Origin of the sequence: Ruegeria sp. SCP11, assembly GCF_040329455.1 — a bacterium.
Lineage (GTDB): Bacteria > Pseudomonadota > Alphaproteobacteria > Rhodobacterales > Rhodobacteraceae > Ruegeria > Ruegeria atlantica_E.
This window is the reverse complement of the sequence record NZ_JBDZYG010000003.1, coordinates 320,655-341,259: the sequence shown is the minus strand read 5'-3', so window position 1 is coordinate 341,259 and position 20,605 is coordinate 320,655. Positions and strand designations below refer to the sequence as shown.

Sequence of the window (20,605 nt, the reverse complement as noted above, 5' to 3'; positions counted from 1 at the left end):
TGTTTCTAGAACTGGCGACTGAGCCACTCTTCAAACTCTTTGACATGCGTCTGGTTGGCGTCACGGCGTTCTTTTCGAACGAGAAAATGGGCTTGTCCGAGTTTCTTCGGCTCTCCAACAACACGAACTTTCTGACCGGACTGGATAGCCTGTCGGGCAAATCTTTCTATGACAACCGCACATCCCAGCCCGGCAGCAACCATTTCGATTGCGGCGGTTGAAGTATCAGTGATCAGACTTCCGGCTGAGCCTTCAAATTCCAACCCGTAGGCAGACAGGTACCGTGCCCAGTGATCGTCGAACCCCATGATGTGAATCGGCGATTGCCGCAACAGATCATCCGGCACATGTATCACTTGGTCGGACCCGATGCTGCTGATCGGAACAATCATCTCTGCCGACAGCAATTCCAAGTCTGGTCTTGCAGACTCCTGCGAGGCAAGGATGATGTCAACGTCTACAGGCTGTTGATCCGAGGGGCTTTTCCAGATCGACGTCAATATTTTGACGCCAGTGTCAGGATGCTTGTGAAAGAAATCATCAAGCCGGGCAGACAGCCACATGTTGAATGCCATGGAGGCGCGTACCGTGATGGTACGCGCTTGACGCGGCCCAAAGAGACCTGTGGTCGACATTTCCAATATGTCCAGCGCCTGGCGCACGGTCACCAGATAGGCCTTGCCTGCATCAGTCAAATGCAGGCTTTTGGGGCGACGTAGAAACAGCTTGGCATCCAGTTGCGCCTCAAGCGCTTTGATATGCTGGCTGACGGCGGTTTGGGTCAATCCAATTTCACGGCTGGCTGCGGTGAAGCTCAGCAGTCGCGCTGCCGCTTCAAAGCTGCGCAACCAGTTCAGATTCAGATTGTGACGCATCGAACTTCCATAAATTATTTGTGTTCATGAGCGGTTATTATTTCATTTTATTGGAGCAGCCCGCTCGCGGATAGTGTCTTAGACGATCCCTTTTCCAAACATCTGCGTTTAATCGCAGGGAGTTCTCGATGACGGACACACTTCTGGTGCAACACGATGTCGCCCTGGATTTCATTGATCTTGATCGCTATCCAATTGCAGATTTGGACAGCGGAGCTGGCGCGGAGTTTTTGACCGAATGTCAGCGCCTCATGGATGAGCAAGGCTGGTGCAATCTGGCTGGTTTTATTCACACTGAGGCGCTTGAACAGTTGAATGGCGAGGCCAACGATCTTTTGCCAACCGCCGAGGTCCTGCATGTAAAACGCAACATCTATCAGGGTGCTATCGATCCCTCACTGCCCGAAGACGACCCAAGACGGAAAGAGTTCACGCACATCGCGGTCCAGCTTGCGGATGACCAAATCCCAGCGGAAACCGAGCTTAAACAGCTTTACCATTCCGAGGTATTGACGGAATTTGTGCGCCGGGTTCAGAAAAAGGATCGCCTCTACCGTTGCGCTGATGAATTTCAGGCGCTCAATGTCGTCGCGCTGCACCCGGAAAGCTGGCACGCGTGGCATTACGACACGACGGAATGCACCGTGACGCTGTTGCTCCAAGCTGCTGAGAAAGGCGGTGAATTCACGTTTCTTCCGAATTCACGAGATGACGTTGGCGAAGATCGCGAGGCCGTAGATCGGCTGTTGGCTGGCGATATGTCTCAGGCGCAGACATTTTCCCGCGGCGCAGGAGCGTTCACCCTGTTCCGTGGCGGTTATTCGCTGCATGGGGTGACTAAGGTTGAAGGCACACTGCCGCGCATTTCTGCGATTATGACGTATGATGAACAACCAAACCGCGTCCTTGACGACGAGATCAACGTCCGAATTTACGGTGAACGTGTGAGAAAGATATTGGACAGCCGCAATGCCGCGGCGGCCGTGCAGGGGTAATTTATGATGGAAACGGCGTTGCTGGTGATTGATGTACAGATGGCGTTGGCGAACGAGGATGCCTCCGGAACGGAACGATCTTGCCCCGAGGCGGAGAGCAACATCGCGCTGCTTTTGGAAAAGTTTCGCAGCGCAGGGAATATAGTGGTGCATATCCATCACCAAGGGACAGACCCGGATGACCCGTTTCATCCTGATGCCGCTGGATCAGCGGTTCAGCCCGTTGCCGCCCCGGAGCCGGGTGAGCCCGTGGTCATCAAAACCGGTAGCAGCGGATTTGTGGGGACTACATTGCAAGATATATTGTGCAAAGCAGGCGTAGAACGCGTTATCATGTGTGGTGCGACCGCCAACCATTGCGTTGAATCGACAACCCGCAGCGCTGCGGACTTAGGATACCAGCCTATCTATGCCGCCGACGCGGTCTGGACATATGGCATAACCGGACCGGATGGCGTGTATCATAGCGCGGACCAGATACATTCGGTTTCGATGGCGACACTTGAAGGCGAAATAGCGTCGGTGAAGAAAACGCAGGACATTTTGAGGATGTAGAAATCAGCAGACGAGTGCTTTGTTTGGTTGTTTCGCAGATTTTTAGTTTAGATTGACGGGGCAGCCTGTTCAGGAATTTGCTTGGCGCAAATAGTTCTCGGACAGTCTCAGTATGGTCTCTTTGAAAGGCTGTCGCTTTCCCAAGGATATGGTTTGTACGACGTGTACTTTTACCTACGGCATACGGCGCCGTGTTGTGACTTGGAATACTGGTTAAGAATCCTGAGCCTAGAAACTTGTCGTAGGCTCTCACCGGCTGTGAGTAAGGTTTTCGAGCACTAGCCAGCTTTGCTGCACGGCACAATTTGTTAACGAAATATTACCACCCGCCGTGCGAAAGTGGATGGCTAGAGGGAAAATGCGAATAGGGATGAGTACAAGGCATGCGTGGTAGTACCAATAAGCCCATTCCCAAATTCCATCATTGGAAGTACTGCAAAGATAAGATGCCGCTGAATTAACCCCTCAAGAGCGCTGCTGATGCAGCAAAGCAACTCAGAAAGCGGCAGAAGAAATCTTAGAAGAGCCGTGTATGCTTAGCATTTTAGCATCACTTGCCAATGCAGGAATAACCCCGTCGGGGCGGGGTTAATCCGTGAAGAGTTTCGCTGGAGCCTAATGCATGCAGCAGAAAGTGCCGTGTTTTACATCTTTCATCATCATATCGAAGTCCTTACCACGCATCTCAACAAGAGTTTTATGGTCTCCGGCTTCGAACCAAATCCTGTCGAGTCCGGTGAGGCTGTTGTCCACTACGGTCGGCAGATTATAGGCGTCGCCCACAGGTGGTACCGCGCCAACGGCGCAATCATCAAACAGTTCGCGCATTTCGGACTCGGGGGCCAAGCCAAGACGGCGGTCCATCATCGATTGTAGCGCGGTGAGGTCGATCTGATGATTGCTGGGAAGAACCGCAAGGATCGGACCCTCCTCCATGTGTATTACGACGGATTTTGCAAGATGGTCACCAGGTACGTGTGCTGCTTCAGCGCATTCGCTTGCAGTGGCGGCATAGGGATGCGGGACAGTGTCAAAGGGAATCCCCTGGGCGTCCAAATGGTGCTTCAGGCGAGATGCAATAGTCATTGTGCCCTCCATATCGTAGAAGGCGCCCCGGACGCGAAGCGTGTCACGGTACGCACCCAAGGCGCATTTTGGTGTATGAGCTCATATTGTGCGCCCAATGGGCAGAACGGGCAAGGGGGGAGTGATAGGCCATCCTCAAACAGAGAACGGGCTAGAGCCTGTCGAAGCCTGAATCCAGAACAGCTTGCTTAGGGATTCTATCAAAATCCTTAATTTTGGGCTAGAAACAGGACCTCACATCAATCAAGGAATTTGCATCATTATTTTGAGAAGTTTTGTGATATTTGGTGCGGGTGGAGGGACTTGAACCCCCACGCCTTGCGGCGCCAGAACCTAAATCTGGTGCGTCTACCAATTTCGCCACACCCGCACTACCGGCGCTATGTGCCGGAATGACGCGGTCAATAACAAAGCCTGCGACGGAGTGCGAGAGGGAAAATAGCTTGCACCAAAGTTTATTGGCCTCTATCTCGCAACAATCCTGTTCAGGACAGTTGCCGCACCCGGCCCGCACAAGCGCGGGTTCATATCACGACCGAGGAATCATACAGAGGACATTTTCCTTAAAAAATTGAGACAACACGGATTTGGATTGTTCGCTTAATAATGAGCAGTGTGGATTTTCTGCTATTTAAAGCGCTGAGCCAATTGTTACCTAATAGAAAACAATTGAAATGTCATTCAGGTTAAACGCGCTTACGTTGAGTAATTCGATACGCGCGATAACATGCACGATGCAGAGCTCATAAACCAAAGCTCTTGCCCAATGAGCTTCCAGACTCACTTCCGGCAACATGCTCTGTGATATTTTCGTTTAATTGTATAGTTTTCGACGAAAACGCAACGAGAAAACCTCTTCACCCAATCACTTGATCCCCGACACGTACTCAAACTTGCGATGATGGGCGTAGTTCGTGAACACGCCCGTGGGTTGAAGTTCCACGAAGAGAGTGGATCATATTTGCGCCACATTTCAAACGCCAAAAAATCTTATTCGCGTCAAAATAACACCGCGTTGCCAGTAATTGATAAAGCGTGGGAGTTAACGAGTCTTTTTGCCCGCGGGTACAGTACCAGTTTTTTTGCTCAACTCGAACACAAGGGTCTTAGCCGTGACCGATACGATGAATGCCGCTGCTGCCGAGCAAGATGCCGTTGGTCTTGCACGCGAAAGTTTCCTTGGGGAATTGAAATCTCTGAACCGGAATCATCCGAACACGGGTTTTGGAGTTTCGCTGCGCACACACTCCGGAGGGCACTACCTTCTTGCCAACTCTCGTATGCCGCTGCCAAAGACCAAGTCCCAGGGTTTTCCGACAGGGCGTCGCCTGGCCATGCTGGAGAACAGTGAACAATTCAGCTCAATCGAAGTGCTGGCCGATTCTCATGCATATGAAGATATCTCACCTGATGCCGAAGCAGAAATTCTGGGCAATGCCCTGAACCTGATCGCCCGGATCGACATCCTGACCAGTTCCCCGGACTGTCAAGGCCACCACCAAATCGCCGCTACTGGAACCGGAGGTTAACCATGGCGCGTAACGACCATCTTCTGTCCGTAGGCAACGAGGCGCTGACTCCGATGACTTCGGCAATGGCTTCCCTGTCAACACAGATCGACCAGTTGACAGAGGTGGCCGACGCTCGGTCCTCAGCGCGGCTTGCGACGTTAAAGACCCGGATGGAAAACTTCACAGCGAGTGTCACGCTGGTTGGGCAGGTCAAGGCTGGCAAATCTTCGATCGTGAACATTCTGGCTGGGCGCCCTGCCCTGTTGCCTTCGGATGTGAACCCGTGGACCTCTGTGGTTACGACGCTCAACATCAACACCCGCACCGAGGGCGACAAGAAGGCCAGATTTACCTTCTTTGAGCAGGAAGAGTGGGACAACCTCATGGTCGGCGGCGGCCGTCTGGGCGAGTTGGCCAACCGGGCCGGCGCCGATGACGAGATGGAGGACATCCGTCGTCAGATCGGTGAGATGAAGACCAAATCCGAGGCCCGTCTGGGCCAACATTTCGACCTGATCCTGGGTCAAAGCCATCAGTACGACTATTTCGACGAAGAACTGATTCAGCGCTATGTCTGCCTGGGCGACGAAGACGACCCAGACATCAACCCCAAGACAGGGCGTTTTGCCGATGTGACCAAATCGGCGGAACTGTTCATGGACATTCCGCAGTACCCAATCTCTCTGAAGCTCTGCGACACGCCCGGTGTCAACGATACCTTCATGGTGCGCGAGCAGATCACTCTGCGCAGCCTGCGTGGGTCTGAGGTCTGTGTCGTTGTACTGGCCGCCAGCCAGGCGCTAACGACCATGGACATGGCGCTGATGCGGATCATCTCACAGTTCGAAAACCGTCAGATCATCCTATTCGTGAACCGGATCGACGAGCTTTCCGATCCAGTGAATCAGGTGCCGGAAATCCGCGACCGGATTCAAGACACACTGAAACAAAACAACATCGACACAAACACCAGTGTCGTGTTCGGTAGCGCGCTTTGGGCCGAGGCGGCTTTGACCGGCAACCCCGACATTATGAATGAGGAATCGCGCGAGGCCCTAAACACCTTTTATCTGGCTGCCGGGTTTGGTGATCAGGCTCCGTCACTTGACAAGATATGGGCTCTGTCCGGCCTGCCCGATCTTCTGCTGGCCATGAACGAACGTATCGCCGAAGGCGCGGGCACACGCCTGCTGGATCGCGTACGCCACCGGGCCCGCAACATCGCCAGCCAGATTCGCGCGACTGCGGTGGCCAAGAACCTGTCCGACGGTCAGGGCGTTGTGCGCGATCTGGATGGCGTGTCACCCGAGGAAGCCATCGTCAAGGTAACCGAAGAGTACGAAAAGAAAGCCGCCGCATTGACTACGTCCCTGCGAGACAAAGTGCTGGAACGTCTGAAATCGGCAGAAGACAATTTCGTCAAGCGGGCCACAGATTCTCTGATTGCGCACCTAGAAAAGAATGGCGAGCAAGGCACCTGGCAATATGACCCGGCGGGCCTTCGCACCCTGCAGAAAGCAGCCTATTTCAGCTTTGCGCGTTCGATGCGGAAAGAGGCTGGCGCTCTTTACAGTACGGCTGCATCTGACGTTGAAGCCTTGTATCAAAAACTGCTGGGCAACCATCTGGGAGAATTCAGCATTGAGGCACCAATCGTCCCCCGCGTTCCGCCGCCGCTTGGCATCGGGCGCACCATCGCTTTGGACCTGCAAAGTACATGGTGGCGCCGCTGGTGGCAACGTCGTAAAGGGTTCGAGGCTTATGCCGCCGACTACACACGCTTGATCGCCTCTGAGGCAAACTCGATCACCAAAGACATCGAGGAAAACCAGATCGCGGCGGTTCTTGAAAATGTCCGGGCCGGTTTGGCCGACTTCCTGCGCGAGCAGAAAGAAACCCTGCTGAATATTTCGGCTTCGGCCGAGCAGGACCCAAACCAAGCGGCTCTGATGGCAGGTGTGACGCCCAAGAAATCGCGCGACGATATTCTGGGCGACATCCTGAAAGATCTTAGTAACGAGGCAGCATAAGTAGCGATATGGCAAAAGATTCACAAACCCGCTTCGTCTCTCCTAAGGCATGGAACCGCATCGAGCAGTGGTCCCGGCGCAAACCAATCTTTGCGTTGATGGGAGAATTCAGCGCCGGAAAATCGACGCTGATGAACTTTTTGCTGCGCTCACACGCGCTACCGACGCAGGTAACCGCCACTCAACTGCCACCCGTCTGGTTCAGCTGGGGCAAGCAATCAGCTTATGTGCAGCGCCCCGATGGCAGACGCGAAAACATCTCCGTGGATCAGTTGGACACTGTTGGCGTCAACGACGCCCAGTTCGTTCGCATATACCTAGAATCAGACATTCTGGAAGCCGTGGATTTGATCGACACCCCCGGAATTTCCGACCCAAAGATTTCCAGTGATGTCTGGCGCCGGGCGGTTGGTCACGCCAATGGCGTTCTGTGGTGCACTCACGCTACACAAGCTTGGCGCGAGACCGAGCGGGCCACTTGGGTTTCGCTGCCGGAACGTCTGCAACACAACTCTCTGTTGCTGGTGACGCGTGCTGACGTGTTGGGTCCGAAAGACCGCCAGAAGGTATTGCGCCGCGTCAACCGCGAGGCGGGCCATCTGTTCAACCGTTCAATCCTGTTCTCGGCCCGTGACGCAATCACAGCGCGAGACAAAAGTGGTGATGCCGAGCTTTGGACTCGCAGTGGCGGCGGCAAAATGGTCGACAGTTTCCTCGAGATCACCGAACAGATCATGGACAATCGCGCCGATCTTCTGTCTCGCTATCAAATTGACAACAGCCTTTCCGAGGCTCCTCGAGTTCGTCCCATTCGCCCGAAAGGAAAAACGGCACAGGCCAATGAGCCGGCACCGTTGAAATTGGTGAACCCGGTCTCAGAGACAAATTCAGAAGACGAAGTCGTCACCAATTTCCCGGTTCGTCCCACCCGTGTTGAACGTCGTACGGAAGATACTGAGCGCGGCGAACGCATTGATGCCGCCGAAGCCGAACGCCTGCGCGCTGAGATGACAGTCGAAACTCCTGTCGCGGAAGCTTCTCAAGAGCCCAATCAAGAAGAGCTGCGCGCCTTCTTCCGCGACACACCCAACAACAGCCTGAACCTGTCAGAACATATTGAATCGTCGAGCGAAGAAGAGCCGTTCGATCTGTTGGACGACGATGAGCTGGAAGACGAGGACACTCTCCTGTCCGAGGAAGCATCGGCGGAAGACACGCCTATTTCGGCTCCGAACAACTTCATTTCTTCGCTGGAAGACAAGCTTGCAGAAACACCTGAGCAAGCACTCGTGTCGACGGAAGAGTCCGAAGAAACGCGTGCCAAGATGTCGGTGTCTTCGATTGCCGCGTTGTTGGCGGAACAGGCAAAAGGAACCGAAGACGAGTACGAACCGGAACCGGAATCCAGTGGCCTGGTGAATATGCAGGTTGTGCCTTTGTCCAACGGCAACACCTCGGAAGAGGCGGCATCGTCCAATGAGGGTGATGAGAAGCTGGAAGACTTACTCAACGTCCCAGCGGGCGCACCGCTCAGTGCGGCGTCCATGTGGCGCGAGATCACGGCGGATGAGAACCTGCCTGACAATGTTGAAGGTATGAAAAAAATCTTCAACGCATTCCTTGAGGAATTCGACCAAATCTCAGCCGAGCATTTCGCGCGACAGGCCAAGGGAGCGGAGCATCCGGTTCCAAATGGCTCCAAGAACGGTGGTGCGGAATACCATGTGTTGTGACCAGAAGCGCAGGTAAAAGGCGATGACGATCGAAGCCGCACTGAATACCGCAATGAAGACCATACCCGACTGCATCGCAGCCGGGTATGTAGATATGGAGACGGGGATGTTGCTGGGGACCAACACCTCGGAACCTGACAGTGCGGACGTTCTGGACAGTCTGGCCATTGCCGTGGCTAACCTGTTCCAAGGCCGAGGAATCAAGGCCTTCGAGGAATTGTTACGTACTGCCGGAGCCGAAGGGTCGGAAAACCCGGGTTTTGGGGAAATCGCGGTGTTTTCAAACGATCGGCTGAATATCTTTTTGCGGACAAGGGAATACCCCGATCACGTGGTTTGCTACATCTGTCGCAGCAGCGCCAATGTCGGTTTGGCGCTGACAAAATCAAATCTGAGCCTCAGGTCCGTCGCGGCCGCTGTTTAAACCGGATCAGAGGGGGTCACGGGATGATGGATACGGACATACTAGAAATGCTCGACGACATCGGGCGTTCGTCTGTGGCACGCCTGACTCCGGCAGTTAAGATCCCGGGAGAAACTGCGCAAATTCGGCGCGAAAAGGTGTTGCGCACAATACATGGCACCATTCTTCCGCGTCGCCTGGAATTTACCGCAGCCAATGGCGATTGCCTTGCTATCGAAGTCAACAGCTCTCGCGTGACCGATGTATTCCGCGTGCAGTCCGGAGTTGCCCCGGATTTTGAAACGGAATCTAGGGAAGATTTAGCCAGCAAACTGGCACAGTTGGTCAGTGACATCGCGTGCGCACCCGCCCCTTTGGAATTGATTTCCTTGCAACCGGATACAGCGCTCGAGGCGGACGATGTCGGTATTACCTACAGCGAGATTGAGGCGGCATGCGAGGGCATCGAATTGCCAGCCGATCCCATCATTTCCATTGTTACCAATGACTCGGAGCCACATGACACGACGGCTGTCGACGCCGCAACCGAACTAGGGGCCACCGACACTCCGGCCCAGCTTTTTTACGAAGGGTCCGAGCGGTTTGCCCAAGGCCGTGTTTTGGCAGATGGCGCAGGCGTTGAGGCGCTACGCGCCGATGGCAAGTGTCAAGCGGGTGAACCTCTGCACCCGGACGCAGACCTATTAGCCCGCTTCGCCCAAGACCTTGCGGGCTGGGATGCAGACGCGACCACCACGATGAGTCATCCGCAACTGATCGTAATGCGGCCATCGGGCGGCAAAGGGGCCGGGGTGGCCGTTCTCAACGATGGTGAAAGCTTTGCTATAGCCGTGCATGAGGCACGTAAACTGGGTGCGGTCGTCAATCTTTGGACCTCCTTGAAGAGGCCGGACGGATGACTACTCCCAGATTGTTCAATTTTTCGATGAATTCGATCCGTAATTACAAGTTACCAAGGTAAAGTTTATGAGTGAAAATAACCGTCGCGAGTTAATCCGTATTGCCGAAGACATGAACGGGACTTCCAATGAAGAAACCCGCCAATTTATTTCACGCATTGTCGGCGACCTGACCAATCTCAAACCCTCGATCGCCTTTGTCGGCCAGATCAAGGCAGGTAAATCCCGACTGATCAACGGCTTCACCGGTCAGGCCGAATACCTGCCGTCGGATGTGAATCCGTGGACAACGGTGATCACCGACATGCATTTCGGCCATCCGTCGGGACGAACCGCAGGGGCCGAATTCCACTTCTTCGATAACCGCCAATGGCAGGCGCTGATCGCCGAAGGCGAAGAACTGCGCAACATGTTCCCCGATGACGAGGACAGCTATAAACGCGAGATGATCGAAGAGCAGGTCGAGGCGATGAAGACCCGCGCAAAGCTGCGTCTGGGTGAAAGCTACAAGCATCTCCTCGGTCAACACCACGATCTTGAAGAACTGACTTCGGACGATCTTGCGCGCTATGTCTGTGCCGGCGACGACCCGACCGAAGAAAATGAACACGATCCCGGTTCGGATCGCGGCCTTTACAGTGACATCACCCGCAAGGCCGAAGTCTATTTCGACATCGGCCACTTCCCCTTTCCGCTGACGGTGACAGATACGCCGGGAGTTAACGACCCGCTTCTGATCCGCGAGGAAATTTCGCGCCAGTACCTCAAGGAATCCGATTTCTTTGTGGTGGTCCTGTCCGCACATCAGGCACTGTCGCGGGCTGATCTGAAATTGTTCCGCCTGATGCAGGCGCTTGAACTGGGTCAGATCGTGGTCTTCATCAACCGCGTAGATGAACTGGGCGGCGGCGCTGAAGACGCCGGCAAGGTTCGCGCGGATGTGATGGACGGGCTGGAAAAGGCGCTGGGGAATTCGAATATCGACGTTCTTATGGGCAGCGCGCAATGGGCGCATTATGCTCTGACCGGCGATGAAACCGGTATCGACCATGATGAAGTTTTGGCTTGGCTAAGGGCGCATCCCGAACAGATGAAACAATATCTGGACGGTGTGGAAGAGATCAAACAGGGCTCTGGCCCGATTAGTCGAGAAGGTGTTCTGCGGTTTGCCGCGATGATCGCCTCGGGTCTGCCCGATCTACGCCGACACGTAACCAGCGCCCTGACCGAAGGCCCTCGCAACGAACAATTGCGAATGGCGTGGCAGCATCTCAACAGCTTTGCGCAAGGTGAATTGGAGCGCAGCAAGGCCCATCTGCGCGTCATCGAGGATGACGATAGCCCAACCGCGGAAAGTGAAGGCGAAAACAATAAAACTCTGTCGGATCTGCGCGCACTCGTGACCCAGAAAACTTCTGAAATCGTCAACGACATGGATGACGTTCTGGCCAACCTGCGTGGTGTGATGGACGATACCGTGGCTGAATCCGTCTCGGCTGTGGTGCGCGGCCCGAACGGTGACTCGCCATTACTAGCCAAAGGTGGCGAGACCGAATTGAACTTCGGTCCTCTGCGCGACCGTATGCGCGAGCTTGTTCAGGGCGCCACTCAGGTCGTACGTCAACGCATGCTGAGCGAGTTGTACTCGATCGACATGCAAAGCAACGCCGCTCTGCGCGCCCTGCCCGGCTGGCAAGACCCGGCCGACAACAGGATGAACACCAGTGCCGTGCGGTGGTTCCGACCGGACACCACAGCCCTGACCCGCGGCATTACGGTCGAATTGCGTGTCACGTGGCTGTCACGCCTGATTTCGCGCAAGAGTGTGGTGGCGAGAGCCGAACGGATGATTGTGCAGGAATTCGAAATGATCGGCGACGATCTGGTGGACACCGCGCGCAGTGATCTTATGGAGCGTTTGAACACGGTTCTGGATCATTACCTGGCGCTGTTGGCCGGACATCTTGAGCATCGGGCCGGACGTGGCGAAACAAATGAAAGGGCTAAGGCGCAATTGGCCTTTGACCATGCGCAGCGCATCAGCGAAGAACTGGGTGCCATATTTGGTGCGGATGACGTTGACAAAATACTAGCAGAGGCTGCGGAATGATTGAATTTCCCGGAACGGAACAGGAAGTAAGACAACTCGAACGCTTCCTGACCGCGACCGAAAACCTGCCTGACGACACGGCACTGGACGAGATGCGCGAGCGCGCACTCGGCCACGCCGAGCGACTGTCAAACGCGGTTAATATCGGTTTCGCCGGGGAATTTGGGGCTGGTAAATCCAGCCTCGCCAACATGCTCGCAGGGGCAGATATCCTGCCCACAGGACCACAACATCTAAAACTGCCGCTGGTGATTGTGGCCTATTCGGATATTCCTGAAACCACAGTTGGCTGGTGGGGTAAGGAGCCCAAGGTTTACTCTGGTATCGCGCTGGAAAAGGCCGCCGCTGATGAGCCTGATTTCATTTCGGTCGGCCTCAACACCCCAGCCCTGCAGGAAATCTCTCTGTTTGATCTACCGGGTACAGGCGCTTTGGATGATACCTACAAGCAAACGCTCGACTTGTTGAAATTCGTCGACTGCGCCATCTGGTGCACCAACGGCACCAACGCTTGGCGCGAAACCGAACGCCACTTGTGGGCACAGGTTCCGCCAGAATTGCGCGCCAATAGTTTGCTGGCAGTCACGCATGCGGATTTACCTCCGGTGCGCGACGCGCTTGACCGAGTCCTGTCACGGCTCAACAAGGAAAAGGGTGACTATTTTCGGTCGGTGGTACCTATTGGAACGCCGGTCGCTGTTCGTGCCATGGCGCAAGAGCCTGAACCTGATTTCGCCCTGTGGGAAAACTGCGGCGGTCAGGAGTTGGCGGAACAGGTGTTGCAGATCGCCTCAGATCGTCGGTTGTCCGATCTGGAAGCCGCCCGTGGCGATTTGGAAAAGGACTTTTTGCCATATCTGGAGAAGTTGGGCGAGCCCGAAGCCGACGTCACCAAGCCCGAGGCTGCATCGATGCATGCCACATTGGAAGCAGCATTACCCCCTCTCGAAAACCCGATCCTGGAAGATTGGCTGGCCGCGATTGCCAGCATCTATGCGGACCTTCGCGAATCCTCCGATATTGAGCCGTCAGCCTTTCTGCATTCGTGTCAGGAGATTGTCGAGGATTTTGCCGAACGTCTGGAACAAGGCGGTGAGATCGATCCCGCTGCCGATTGGATTCCCGGTGAATTTGAAAAGGCCACCGACTTGTTGTTGTTGCTGCAATTCGAAAGCGGTGACGCGCCCCTGAAAGACGCGATCAGCATTCTGGCACAGCTCAGTGATAATCTCGCGTGGGCCGGAAGCCGCGTGGATTCAGCACAGCCTAAAACCGGAACCTGACAATTTCCCGTTAGGATTGAGCCCCAAATTGGCGATTCGAGCCCCTTGGAATCGGAATTCGAATGTTACGAGTCCGTTGACCAACCAGAGACAAAGCATCGATAAGCCTGCATTTTGTGCAGGCTGTTTTTCAACATTTAGGTTCGATTTAGAGTGAATGCACAATATGTAGCATTTCACCAAAAACGATCCATAGTGAAGCCATGAGGCGGCCCCAATAAAGTCAAATTTGAACCGTCTAACCGTCTTAAGTGTCCTGCGGTTGTGTTTGGTTGTGAGTTTCCGGGCGATTTAGTCCAGTTGAATTACCGCAAAATGTTTAGAACGGGCGGAAAGAAATGAGCCACAACCAGGCTGTCGGTGCATCGCACGACGAACCGAAAATTGACGGACTTGAACCTGGCGCCAAGCTGTTGCGCGGGCAGTACGAAATTCTACGTTTCCTCAGTAATGGCGGGTTTGGAATTACCTATCTGGCGCGCGACAGCCTTGAACGCGATGTGGTGATCAAAGAGTGCTATCCGGGTGCTGTGTGTGTGCGTAACGGCGATATGGTCGAGGCGGCAGACCCAGACCACAAGGACGATCTGCGGGCCATCATCGACCTTTTCATTCTGGAAGCACGCAACCATGCGCGTCTGGTGCATCCCAACATCGTCAACGTCCATCAGGTATTTGAAGACAACAACACCGCATATATCGCGATGGACTTCATCAAGGGGTGCGACCTGCTGGATTATGTCGAGAATACCGACAATCAAGCTGGATCCGATTTCATTGTTCAGGTTGCCGAAAAGATGCTATCGGCGGTGTCGTTTATTCACCAAAGCGGCATGCTGCACCGGGATATCTCGCCCGACAACATTCTGATCAACGAAAATGGCGACCCGGTCCTGATCGACTTTGGCGCCGCGCGCGAACAAGCTGCGCATCAATCCGCCGCACTTTTGACACTGCGGGTGATCAAGGACGGGTACTCACCGCATGAGTTCTATGTGCGTGGTGCTGATCAAGGGCCAAGCAGTGACCTCTATGTGCTGGCGGCGACCTTGTATCATGCCATCAGTGGCGAGCGTCCGATTGATGGCCAAACCCGTTTGAACGCCTTCAACAACAGTCAGGAAGATCCGTACCTTCCACTGGCTGGACGTTTCAAAGGATATCCCGACGGTTTCCTTGAGGCGATCGACAAGGCGATGGAAGTGCACGCCACTGACCGTCTGCAAACCGCGCTGGACTGGTTGCGCATGTTCCGCGGCCCGGACGTCATGTTCGACACTTTCGACTATCGCCCGGTCTCGGTCATCGTCGCGATGGACCGTAAGGATGCAGAGGCCGAGAAAGCCCGGATCAAAGCCGAGAGCGAGAATGCCGAGGCAGTGGTCACTGCCCTTTTGGCCGGCAATGCCGACCTTGCACTGGGCAACGAAGACAAGAAAGATGACGAGCTCGCCAAATTCACCCCAAACGAAGAATCGGCTGTCGCCGTGGACACCGTGGTGAAGAGTGGTTCAGGTGGCAACGGCAAGCTGATTGCGGTCGCAGTCGTTGTTGTTGCTGGTCTGGCTGCTGGCGGTTACTTCATGATGTCCGGAGACACCAATGCGCCGGAACCAGAGGTCGTCGCTGAAATTGAACCTGCAGCCACGCAAACCTCGGAAGACACAGCCGTACCTGCCACGAAGGTCGCTGAAACCGAGCTGACGCAGGAACAAAGTGATCCCGCACCAGCACAAGCTGAGTCCACTCCGCCACAGGATGAACCGGCACCCCTACAGGCTGAAACCATTCCGGCGCAGGATGAACCGGCACCAGCAAACGCAAACTCCACTCCGGCACCTGTCGAGCAGGTGAAGGCCGAGACGGCTGTCACAGAAGAGGCTCAAGCCCAGACAGCCGCACCGGCCCCGGTCACACTGGGAAACCCTGCTGAAGCGCAAGTGGGGTTCTCGCATTGGGATGTCGAAATTCCGTTCCAAACGTCGCGGAGACGTGCCTCGACCGGCAGCATCATTGCCGTCACAGGCGTTGATCCGAACCAAGATATGTCGGTGATCGGAGATTGGGTAAAGCGCGGCGCGGCGATCTATACGTTGAACGGTGAACCTGTTCGCGCCAACACCAGCTTTGCCGCACAGGTTCTGGACGATCTGTCCGTCGACCCCGACGGGTTCATCCGCGTGACCGCACGTTATCGCCCACTGGGTAAGACACTGGCACAAAACGGGTTGTTGGCCCTGCCTGCCATCCGCGTGGTCGGACTGGAAAACGGCTACGGATTTTCTGTGCGTAACGAGGACGGTCAAGGGTGGACAACTGTTGTGACCACTGTTCCGGCCGATGCCGTAAGCGGTCTGCAGAGGGGCGATGTTCTGCTCTCTGAGACACAAACAGGAACCTCCATAGACGGCCAGAATAGTCTTGATGCAATGCTGGAGGCACTGGTCGCAGACAATCAGCCTCAGGCTCGCCTAACCGTGTTACGCAACGGCGCCGAAACGGATGCAGTGATGCAGCTAGTGCAAGAGTAATCTGACCGGTTCGTAAGTGTTCTGCCGCTTTGAGAAAGCTGAGGGTGGCGCCCGGAAATCCGCCACCCCGACGGGAACCGGCCCGTTGCGGTAGAAAAGATGTTTTGGTTTCCAGAACTTAAGTGCCGTTGTGCCGTTGCGCGCAGAGGCGAACAGCAGCCCCACGGGACATCAAGCCCTGTGTCAGAAAGCAAAGGTGTCGACACCATGTTCAAATATAAAAGCCCCCTCAGCCGGCTTCTCGAAGGTGCCGGCAAAGCCAAAGAAGATGAAACCGAAGCCGCGGTAGAAGAGGCTGCAGCACCTGCAGACGAGAAACCTCAGCCGATTGCGGACTTCAACGCGCTACGCAACGCGCTGGCGGGTGGAAACATGTCGTCGGAAACCTATGAAGACACTGACGAGCTGATCCCCGAAGAAACGATGCCCGAATTCTCTGAGGGCAAGGAAGAGGCCGAAGCTGAAGACGAATTCGTGATGTCAGAGGTCGTCACCGAGGCAGAGGACAATATTTTTGAGGCCCCAGAAGCACAGCCCGAACCTGAAGAACCGATTGTAACACTGCATGTGGCCACCGAAGAAACGCCCGTCGCAGTGGATGCGCCACAGGTTGAAGAGCCTAAGGTGGACCCTGTCGTTGAGGTCGTCGTAGAGACGGTGGAACCCAAGCAATCCGAACCCGCAGCACAGGCTGACCCTGTTGCCGAAATGCAGCCGGAAGTACAGATCCCGGCGCCAGCTCCAGCTCCTGCGGACCGTCGCGGTCGCGTCAAAACCACATTCCTCGGCTTTGAGCGCGCTGACACCCATGTTCAAGATCTGATCGAAAGCTCTGCCCCCGTCGCAAAAACCGAGGCTGCGCAAGAGACGTTCCCCGTTGGCTGGCTGGTTGTAACCGCTGGACCAGGCCGTGGATCCTGCATCACTTTGACCGAAGGTCTGATGCAGATTGGCCGCAATGACGATCAAGCCATTCAGCTGGACTTTGGCGACACTGGCATCTCGCGCAGCAACCATGCGGTGATCGCCTATGACCCCGAAGATCGCAAATGCTATTTGGGTCATGGTGGTAAAGCCAATCTGGTGCGCTTGAACGGAAAGCCAGTGCTGAGCACCGTGGCACTGAACAGCGGCGACCTGATCCGGATCAGCGAGACCTCAATCCGCTTTGCCGCCTTTTGTGACGACGGCTTTGACTGGCGGGATGCCTGATAAATGCTGGCGCAACCGGCATATGATATTGCGCTGATCCTGGACCAGGGTCAGCGGGACACGCAAGAAGACGCGGTCGCAGCTCGGATGTTCGATTCCGCCAACGCCGGCTATGTCGTTGTTGCTGACGGAATGGGTGGGCATGCGGCTGGTGAAGTGGCCTCAGAACTTGTCATCTCCGCTTGGCGCGATGTTCTGGATGCTGAACTGGAAGGGAGTGCACCGACCGAAGCCGCTTTGATCGACGCACTGCCACTGGCAGCCATGCAGGCCAATACCCATATCGCCAACCATAGCGAAGAACAGGGCGAAGGCTTCAACATGGGGTCAACCCTGTTGGGCGTGCTGTTGCAGGACAATCGCGTTTTTTGGATTTCGATCGGCGACAGCCCGTTGTACCTGTTCCGCGACGGGATACTGCGTCAGATCAACGAAGATCACTCCATGGCGCCTGTCCTTGACGCGCAGGTGATCGCAGGTGCCCTCACCGAGGCCGAAGCGCGAGTTCATCCCGACCGCAATCAACTGACATCGGTAATCATGGGCGGCGCGATTCCCAAGGTAGACTGCCCCGAAGAGCCACTGATGTTAACCGCGTCGGACGTTTTGATCCTTGGCAGTGATGGGTTGCAGTACATCAGCAACGCAGAAATTCAGGCCATTCTGCATGCCAATGCCCACGCCTGGGCGCAAGATATCGCGGATGCGCTTTGGCGGGCCCTTCAGGCCAAGGGAGACCCAGATCAGGACAACGTTTCAATAGGCGTTGTGAAGCTTACTAAAAATTAACCAAGGCAAGAATACAGGACCCATGAGACCACATCTGTTCATATCCAGCCTGGCACTTGCTGCCGCGGCCGGAGCAGCCTCTGCGCAAGAAGCTTGCTCGACCTACGAAATCCAGCGCGGCGACAGCCTTCGGGAATTGACGATCGAAGTCTATTCGACCGAGGACTTCCGTATCATCTTTGACGCCAACCGGGATGTGATTGGTAATAACCCTAATATTATCCGCGTTGGCGACGTGCTGTCCCTGCCCTGCCTAGAAGATGTTGGACGAGCTCCGGCTGTTCCGCAATCCGAAGCCGAAGCCATGGCCGCCGAGATGGCTGCGGAACTGGTCAAAGCCGCCGAGAAGCGCGCAGCCAAAGCAATCGCCGATGCAGAGGCTCGGGTCGCCGAAGCTGAAGCCGAAGCTAAAAAGGCCAGTGAAGAAGCTGTGATTGCGGCTAAAGCCGCCGCTCGCGAGCAAATCGAAGCGGCCCGTGCCGAAGGTGCCGCACTAATCCGTAACGCGGATGAAGGCGAGCGTCCGGAAATACGCGACCGTCAGCTGCTGCTGATCACCGGTGGCAACTACGCTCCCTTTACGGATGAGACCCTGCCCCATCGCGGTCTGTACACCAACCTGGTGGAAACCGCGATGCTGCGGGCCGCGCCGGAACAAGCCTATAAGATTCAGTTCGTCAACGACTGGTCCTCGCATCTGGACCTGCTGATGCCAACGCTGGCGTTTGACGCAACCTTCCCCTGGTCCCGTCCAAACTGCGAAGAGGCTGAAGCGCTGTCCGAAAAAGACCGCGCACGCTGCGAGACCTATAATTTCTCGAACCCGTTCTACGAGGTCGTGGACACATTCTTTGCTCGCGAGGGATCGGGCTATGAGCAAACGCTGACCTATGCCGATTTCGCAGGAACCACGATCTGCCGCCCCGAGGGCTGGTCGCTGTCACATATGGATGCAGTTGGCCTTTATGAGCCCGCAATCGAGCTGATGCGCCCGGTTTCGCCGGATGACTGCTTCCACGCGCTGATGGAAGGCTCTGCCGATATCGTCGCCATCGAGGCCCATCTGGCCGTCGAAGCGATCGGACGTCTGGGCTACGAGCACCGCATTATAGAAAACCCCAACCTGGCGGCAATCAAGTCGCTTAACGTCATGACTCACAAAGATAATCCGGATGGGGAAGCGATCCTTGAGACGCTCAACCAGGGTCTGGCGATCATGCAGCAATCTGGCGAATGGCGTGACATCGTGTCGGCCGCCCTGCGTCACCAAATGGAAAATGGCTAAGGCCCGAGCAGGCCTGACAACTAAAAAGTCTGGAGGAAGTGGACATGTTTGAATTCAACCTGAAGAAAGTCGTGATGTCGGCCACCGCCGTCACCGCCCTGAGCGCTGGCGCCGCTGCCGCACAAGAAGCCTGTACCAACTACACCGTCGAGGACGGCGACACGATGGCCACCATCGCAATCGCAGCCTACGGCACCTCGAACTATCAGCCGATCTTCAACGCCAACCGGAACGTCATCACCAACCCGAACGATCTGGCGCCGGGTTTGGTTCTGGCCCTGCCCTGTGCCGACGGCAGCCTTCCGAACGGTCAGTCCGCGCAGGAAATCATCGCGGCCGAAGAAGCACGGGCTGCCAGCGTCAAACGTTCCAGCGTCTATCAGCCGCCGATCAAATTGGTCACCGGCAACGGCTGGGCTCCTTTCGCGGATGAATCGCTGAATGGCGGCGGCGCGATCACCCGTCTAGGCACTACCGCGCTGCAGCGTGGCGGTAATGCGCGCGACTACTCGGTCAGCTTCGTGGACGACTGGAACTCACACCTGGAAACGCTGCTGCCACTGGGCGCGTTTGACGTGTCGATGGCGTGGAACATGCCGGATTGCACCAACCGCACCTACGAATGGTCGTGGGAAACCGAAGTGCGCTGCACCCAGTTCGATTCCTCCGTACCGGTTTATGACATCGTGGTCGGCTTCTACACCCTTCCGGAAAGCGAATATGCAAACGCCACCGCGTTCTCTCAGCTGGAAGGTGCAACAATCTGCCGTATGGATGGCTGGTTCATCCACGACCTCGAGCAGGAAGGCCTGCACAACGGCGACACCATGACACTGATGCAGCCGATCACCGCGCGCGAATGTCTGGATGCCGTTCTGACTGGCACCGCAGACGTTGCAACTTTCGAAGTTCAGCTGTTCTCGGACACAATGGTAGAAATGGGCCTGACCTCCAATGATCTGGTAGAGAACCCTTTCGTGACCTCGCTGTCGTCTCTGCGTTTCATCAGCCACCGCAGCAACCCGTTTGGCAAACAGTACCTGGCGATGCTGAACAAGGGTTTGAACGAGATGCGTGAATCCGGCGAATGGTACGCTATCGTTTCGGACACCCTGCGTGAGCACAACGAGAAACTGATGGCCGCGTCGAACTGATCTTTCGGTTCACCTGAAGAAGTTAGGGCCGGTCCTTGGACCGGCCCTTTTCTATTGAGTCACCTAAACGATATCCGGTCAGAACCATCTGTTTCCGTGGGATCAAAGGAACGAACTACGGGAAACCCCTAAT

At 55.5% G+C, this 20,605-nt stretch carries 16 protein-coding genes and 1 tRNA gene; 14 read left to right on the top strand and 3 right to left on the bottom strand.

Translation table 11 applies throughout. The annotated features are described in order from the left end of the window. Nucleotides 1-5: 5 nt before the first annotated feature. Nucleotides 6-875 (bottom strand): LysR family transcriptional regulator, encoded by an 870-nt coding sequence (locus ABLN94_RS07020; protein ID WP_352990878.1) that lies wholly within the window; start codon nucleotides 873-875, stop codon nucleotides 6-8. 128 nt (nucleotides 876-1,003) lie between these two features. Here ABLN94_RS07020 and ABLN94_RS07015 point away from each other — a divergent pair, with 128 nt between their 5' ends. Continuing rightward, the gene (locus ABLN94_RS07015; RefSeq protein WP_352990876.1) at nucleotides 1,004-1,870 is read left to right on the top strand and encodes a HalD/BesD family halogenase; all 867 of its coding nucleotides are present in this window, start codon (nucleotides 1,004-1,006) and stop codon (nucleotides 1,868-1,870) included. A gap of 3 nt (nucleotides 1,871-1,873) precedes the next feature. Further along, on the top strand, nucleotides 1,874-2,425 hold the full coding sequence (locus tag ABLN94_RS07010) for an isochorismatase family protein (protein ID WP_352990874.1): 552 nt from the start codon (nucleotides 1,874-1,876) through the stop codon (nucleotides 2,423-2,425). 615 nt (nucleotides 2,426-3,040) lie between these two features. Here ABLN94_RS07010 and ABLN94_RS07005 read toward each other — a convergent pair. Beyond that, complete coding sequence (locus tag ABLN94_RS07005) at nucleotides 3,041-3,511, bottom strand: aminoacyl-tRNA deacylase (RefSeq protein ID WP_352990871.1); 471 nt, start codon at nucleotides 3,509-3,511, stop codon at nucleotides 3,041-3,043. Between the two features lie 285 nt (nucleotides 3,512-3,796). Beyond that, a tRNA-Leu gene (locus tag ABLN94_RS07000) sits at nucleotides 3,797-3,881 on the bottom strand. 742 nt (nucleotides 3,882-4,623) lie between these two features. Here ABLN94_RS07000 and ABLN94_RS06995 point away from each other — a divergent pair. The 12 genes from ABLN94_RS06995 to ABLN94_RS06940 all read left to right on the top strand — a co-directional run bounded on the left by ABLN94_RS06995 (nucleotide 4,624) and on the right by ABLN94_RS06940 (nucleotide 20,472). Further along, nucleotides 4,624-5,040 (top strand): hypothetical protein, encoded by a 417-nt coding sequence (locus ABLN94_RS06995; protein WP_352990869.1) that lies wholly within the window; start codon nucleotides 4,624-4,626, stop codon nucleotides 5,038-5,040. A 2-nt stretch (nucleotides 5,041-5,042) separates the two neighbouring features. Continuing rightward, complete coding sequence (locus ABLN94_RS06990; RefSeq protein ID WP_352990867.1) at nucleotides 5,043-7,052, top strand: dynamin family protein; 2,010 nt, start codon at nucleotides 5,043-5,045, stop codon at nucleotides 7,050-7,052. An 8-nt stretch (nucleotides 7,053-7,060) separates the two neighbouring features. Beyond that, the gene (locus tag ABLN94_RS06985) at nucleotides 7,061-8,785 is read left to right on the top strand and encodes a dynamin family protein (protein WP_352990864.1); all 1,725 of its coding nucleotides are present in this window, start codon (nucleotides 7,061-7,063) and stop codon (nucleotides 8,783-8,785) included. 22 nt (nucleotides 8,786-8,807) lie between these two features. Next, nucleotides 8,808-9,209: a hypothetical protein gene (locus tag ABLN94_RS06980; RefSeq protein ID WP_352990862.1), complete on the top strand. Its 402-nt coding sequence runs from the start codon at nucleotides 8,808-8,810 to the stop codon at nucleotides 9,207-9,209. A 23-nt stretch (nucleotides 9,210-9,232) separates the two neighbouring features. Next, a complete protein-coding gene (locus ABLN94_RS06975; RefSeq protein WP_352990859.1) occupies nucleotides 9,233-10,108 on the top strand; it encodes a hypothetical protein in 876 nt (291 codons plus the stop codon). Between the two features lie 67 nt (nucleotides 10,109-10,175). Then, complete coding sequence (locus ABLN94_RS06970; protein ID WP_352990856.1) at nucleotides 10,176-12,218, top strand: dynamin family protein; 2,043 nt, start codon at nucleotides 10,176-10,178, stop codon at nucleotides 12,216-12,218. After that, complete coding sequence (locus ABLN94_RS06965; protein ID WP_352990854.1) at nucleotides 12,215-13,501, top strand: dynamin family protein; 1,287 nt, start codon at nucleotides 12,215-12,217, stop codon at nucleotides 13,499-13,501. Before ABLN94_RS06970 ends, ABLN94_RS06965 begins: the two co-directional genes overlap by 4 nt. Before the next feature lie 338 nt (nucleotides 13,502-13,839). Further along, complete coding sequence (locus ABLN94_RS06960; RefSeq protein ID WP_352990852.1) at nucleotides 13,840-16,032, top strand: protein kinase domain-containing protein; 2,193 nt, start codon at nucleotides 13,840-13,842, stop codon at nucleotides 16,030-16,032. 207 nt (nucleotides 16,033-16,239) lie between these two features. Beyond that, complete coding sequence (locus tag ABLN94_RS06955; RefSeq protein ID WP_352990849.1) at nucleotides 16,240-17,244, top strand: FHA domain-containing protein; 1,005 nt, start codon at nucleotides 16,240-16,242, stop codon at nucleotides 17,242-17,244. A 3-nt stretch (nucleotides 17,245-17,247) separates the two neighbouring features. Beyond that, nucleotides 17,248-18,033, top strand: coding sequence for a PP2C family protein-serine/threonine phosphatase (locus tag ABLN94_RS06950; RefSeq protein WP_352990847.1), 786 nt, complete (start codon nucleotides 17,248-17,250; stop codon nucleotides 18,031-18,033). Nucleotides 18,034-18,055: 22 nt separating this feature from the next. Then, nucleotides 18,056-19,318 (top strand): transporter substrate-binding domain-containing protein, encoded by a 1,263-nt coding sequence (locus tag ABLN94_RS06945; protein WP_352990846.1) that lies wholly within the window; start codon nucleotides 18,056-18,058, stop codon nucleotides 19,316-19,318. Between the two features lie 44 nt (nucleotides 19,319-19,362). Further along, nucleotides 19,363-20,472: a transporter substrate-binding domain-containing protein gene (locus ABLN94_RS06940; RefSeq protein ID WP_352990843.1), complete on the top strand. Its 1,110-nt coding sequence runs from the start codon at nucleotides 19,363-19,365 to the stop codon at nucleotides 20,470-20,472. Nucleotides 20,473-20,605: the final 133 nt, after the last annotated feature.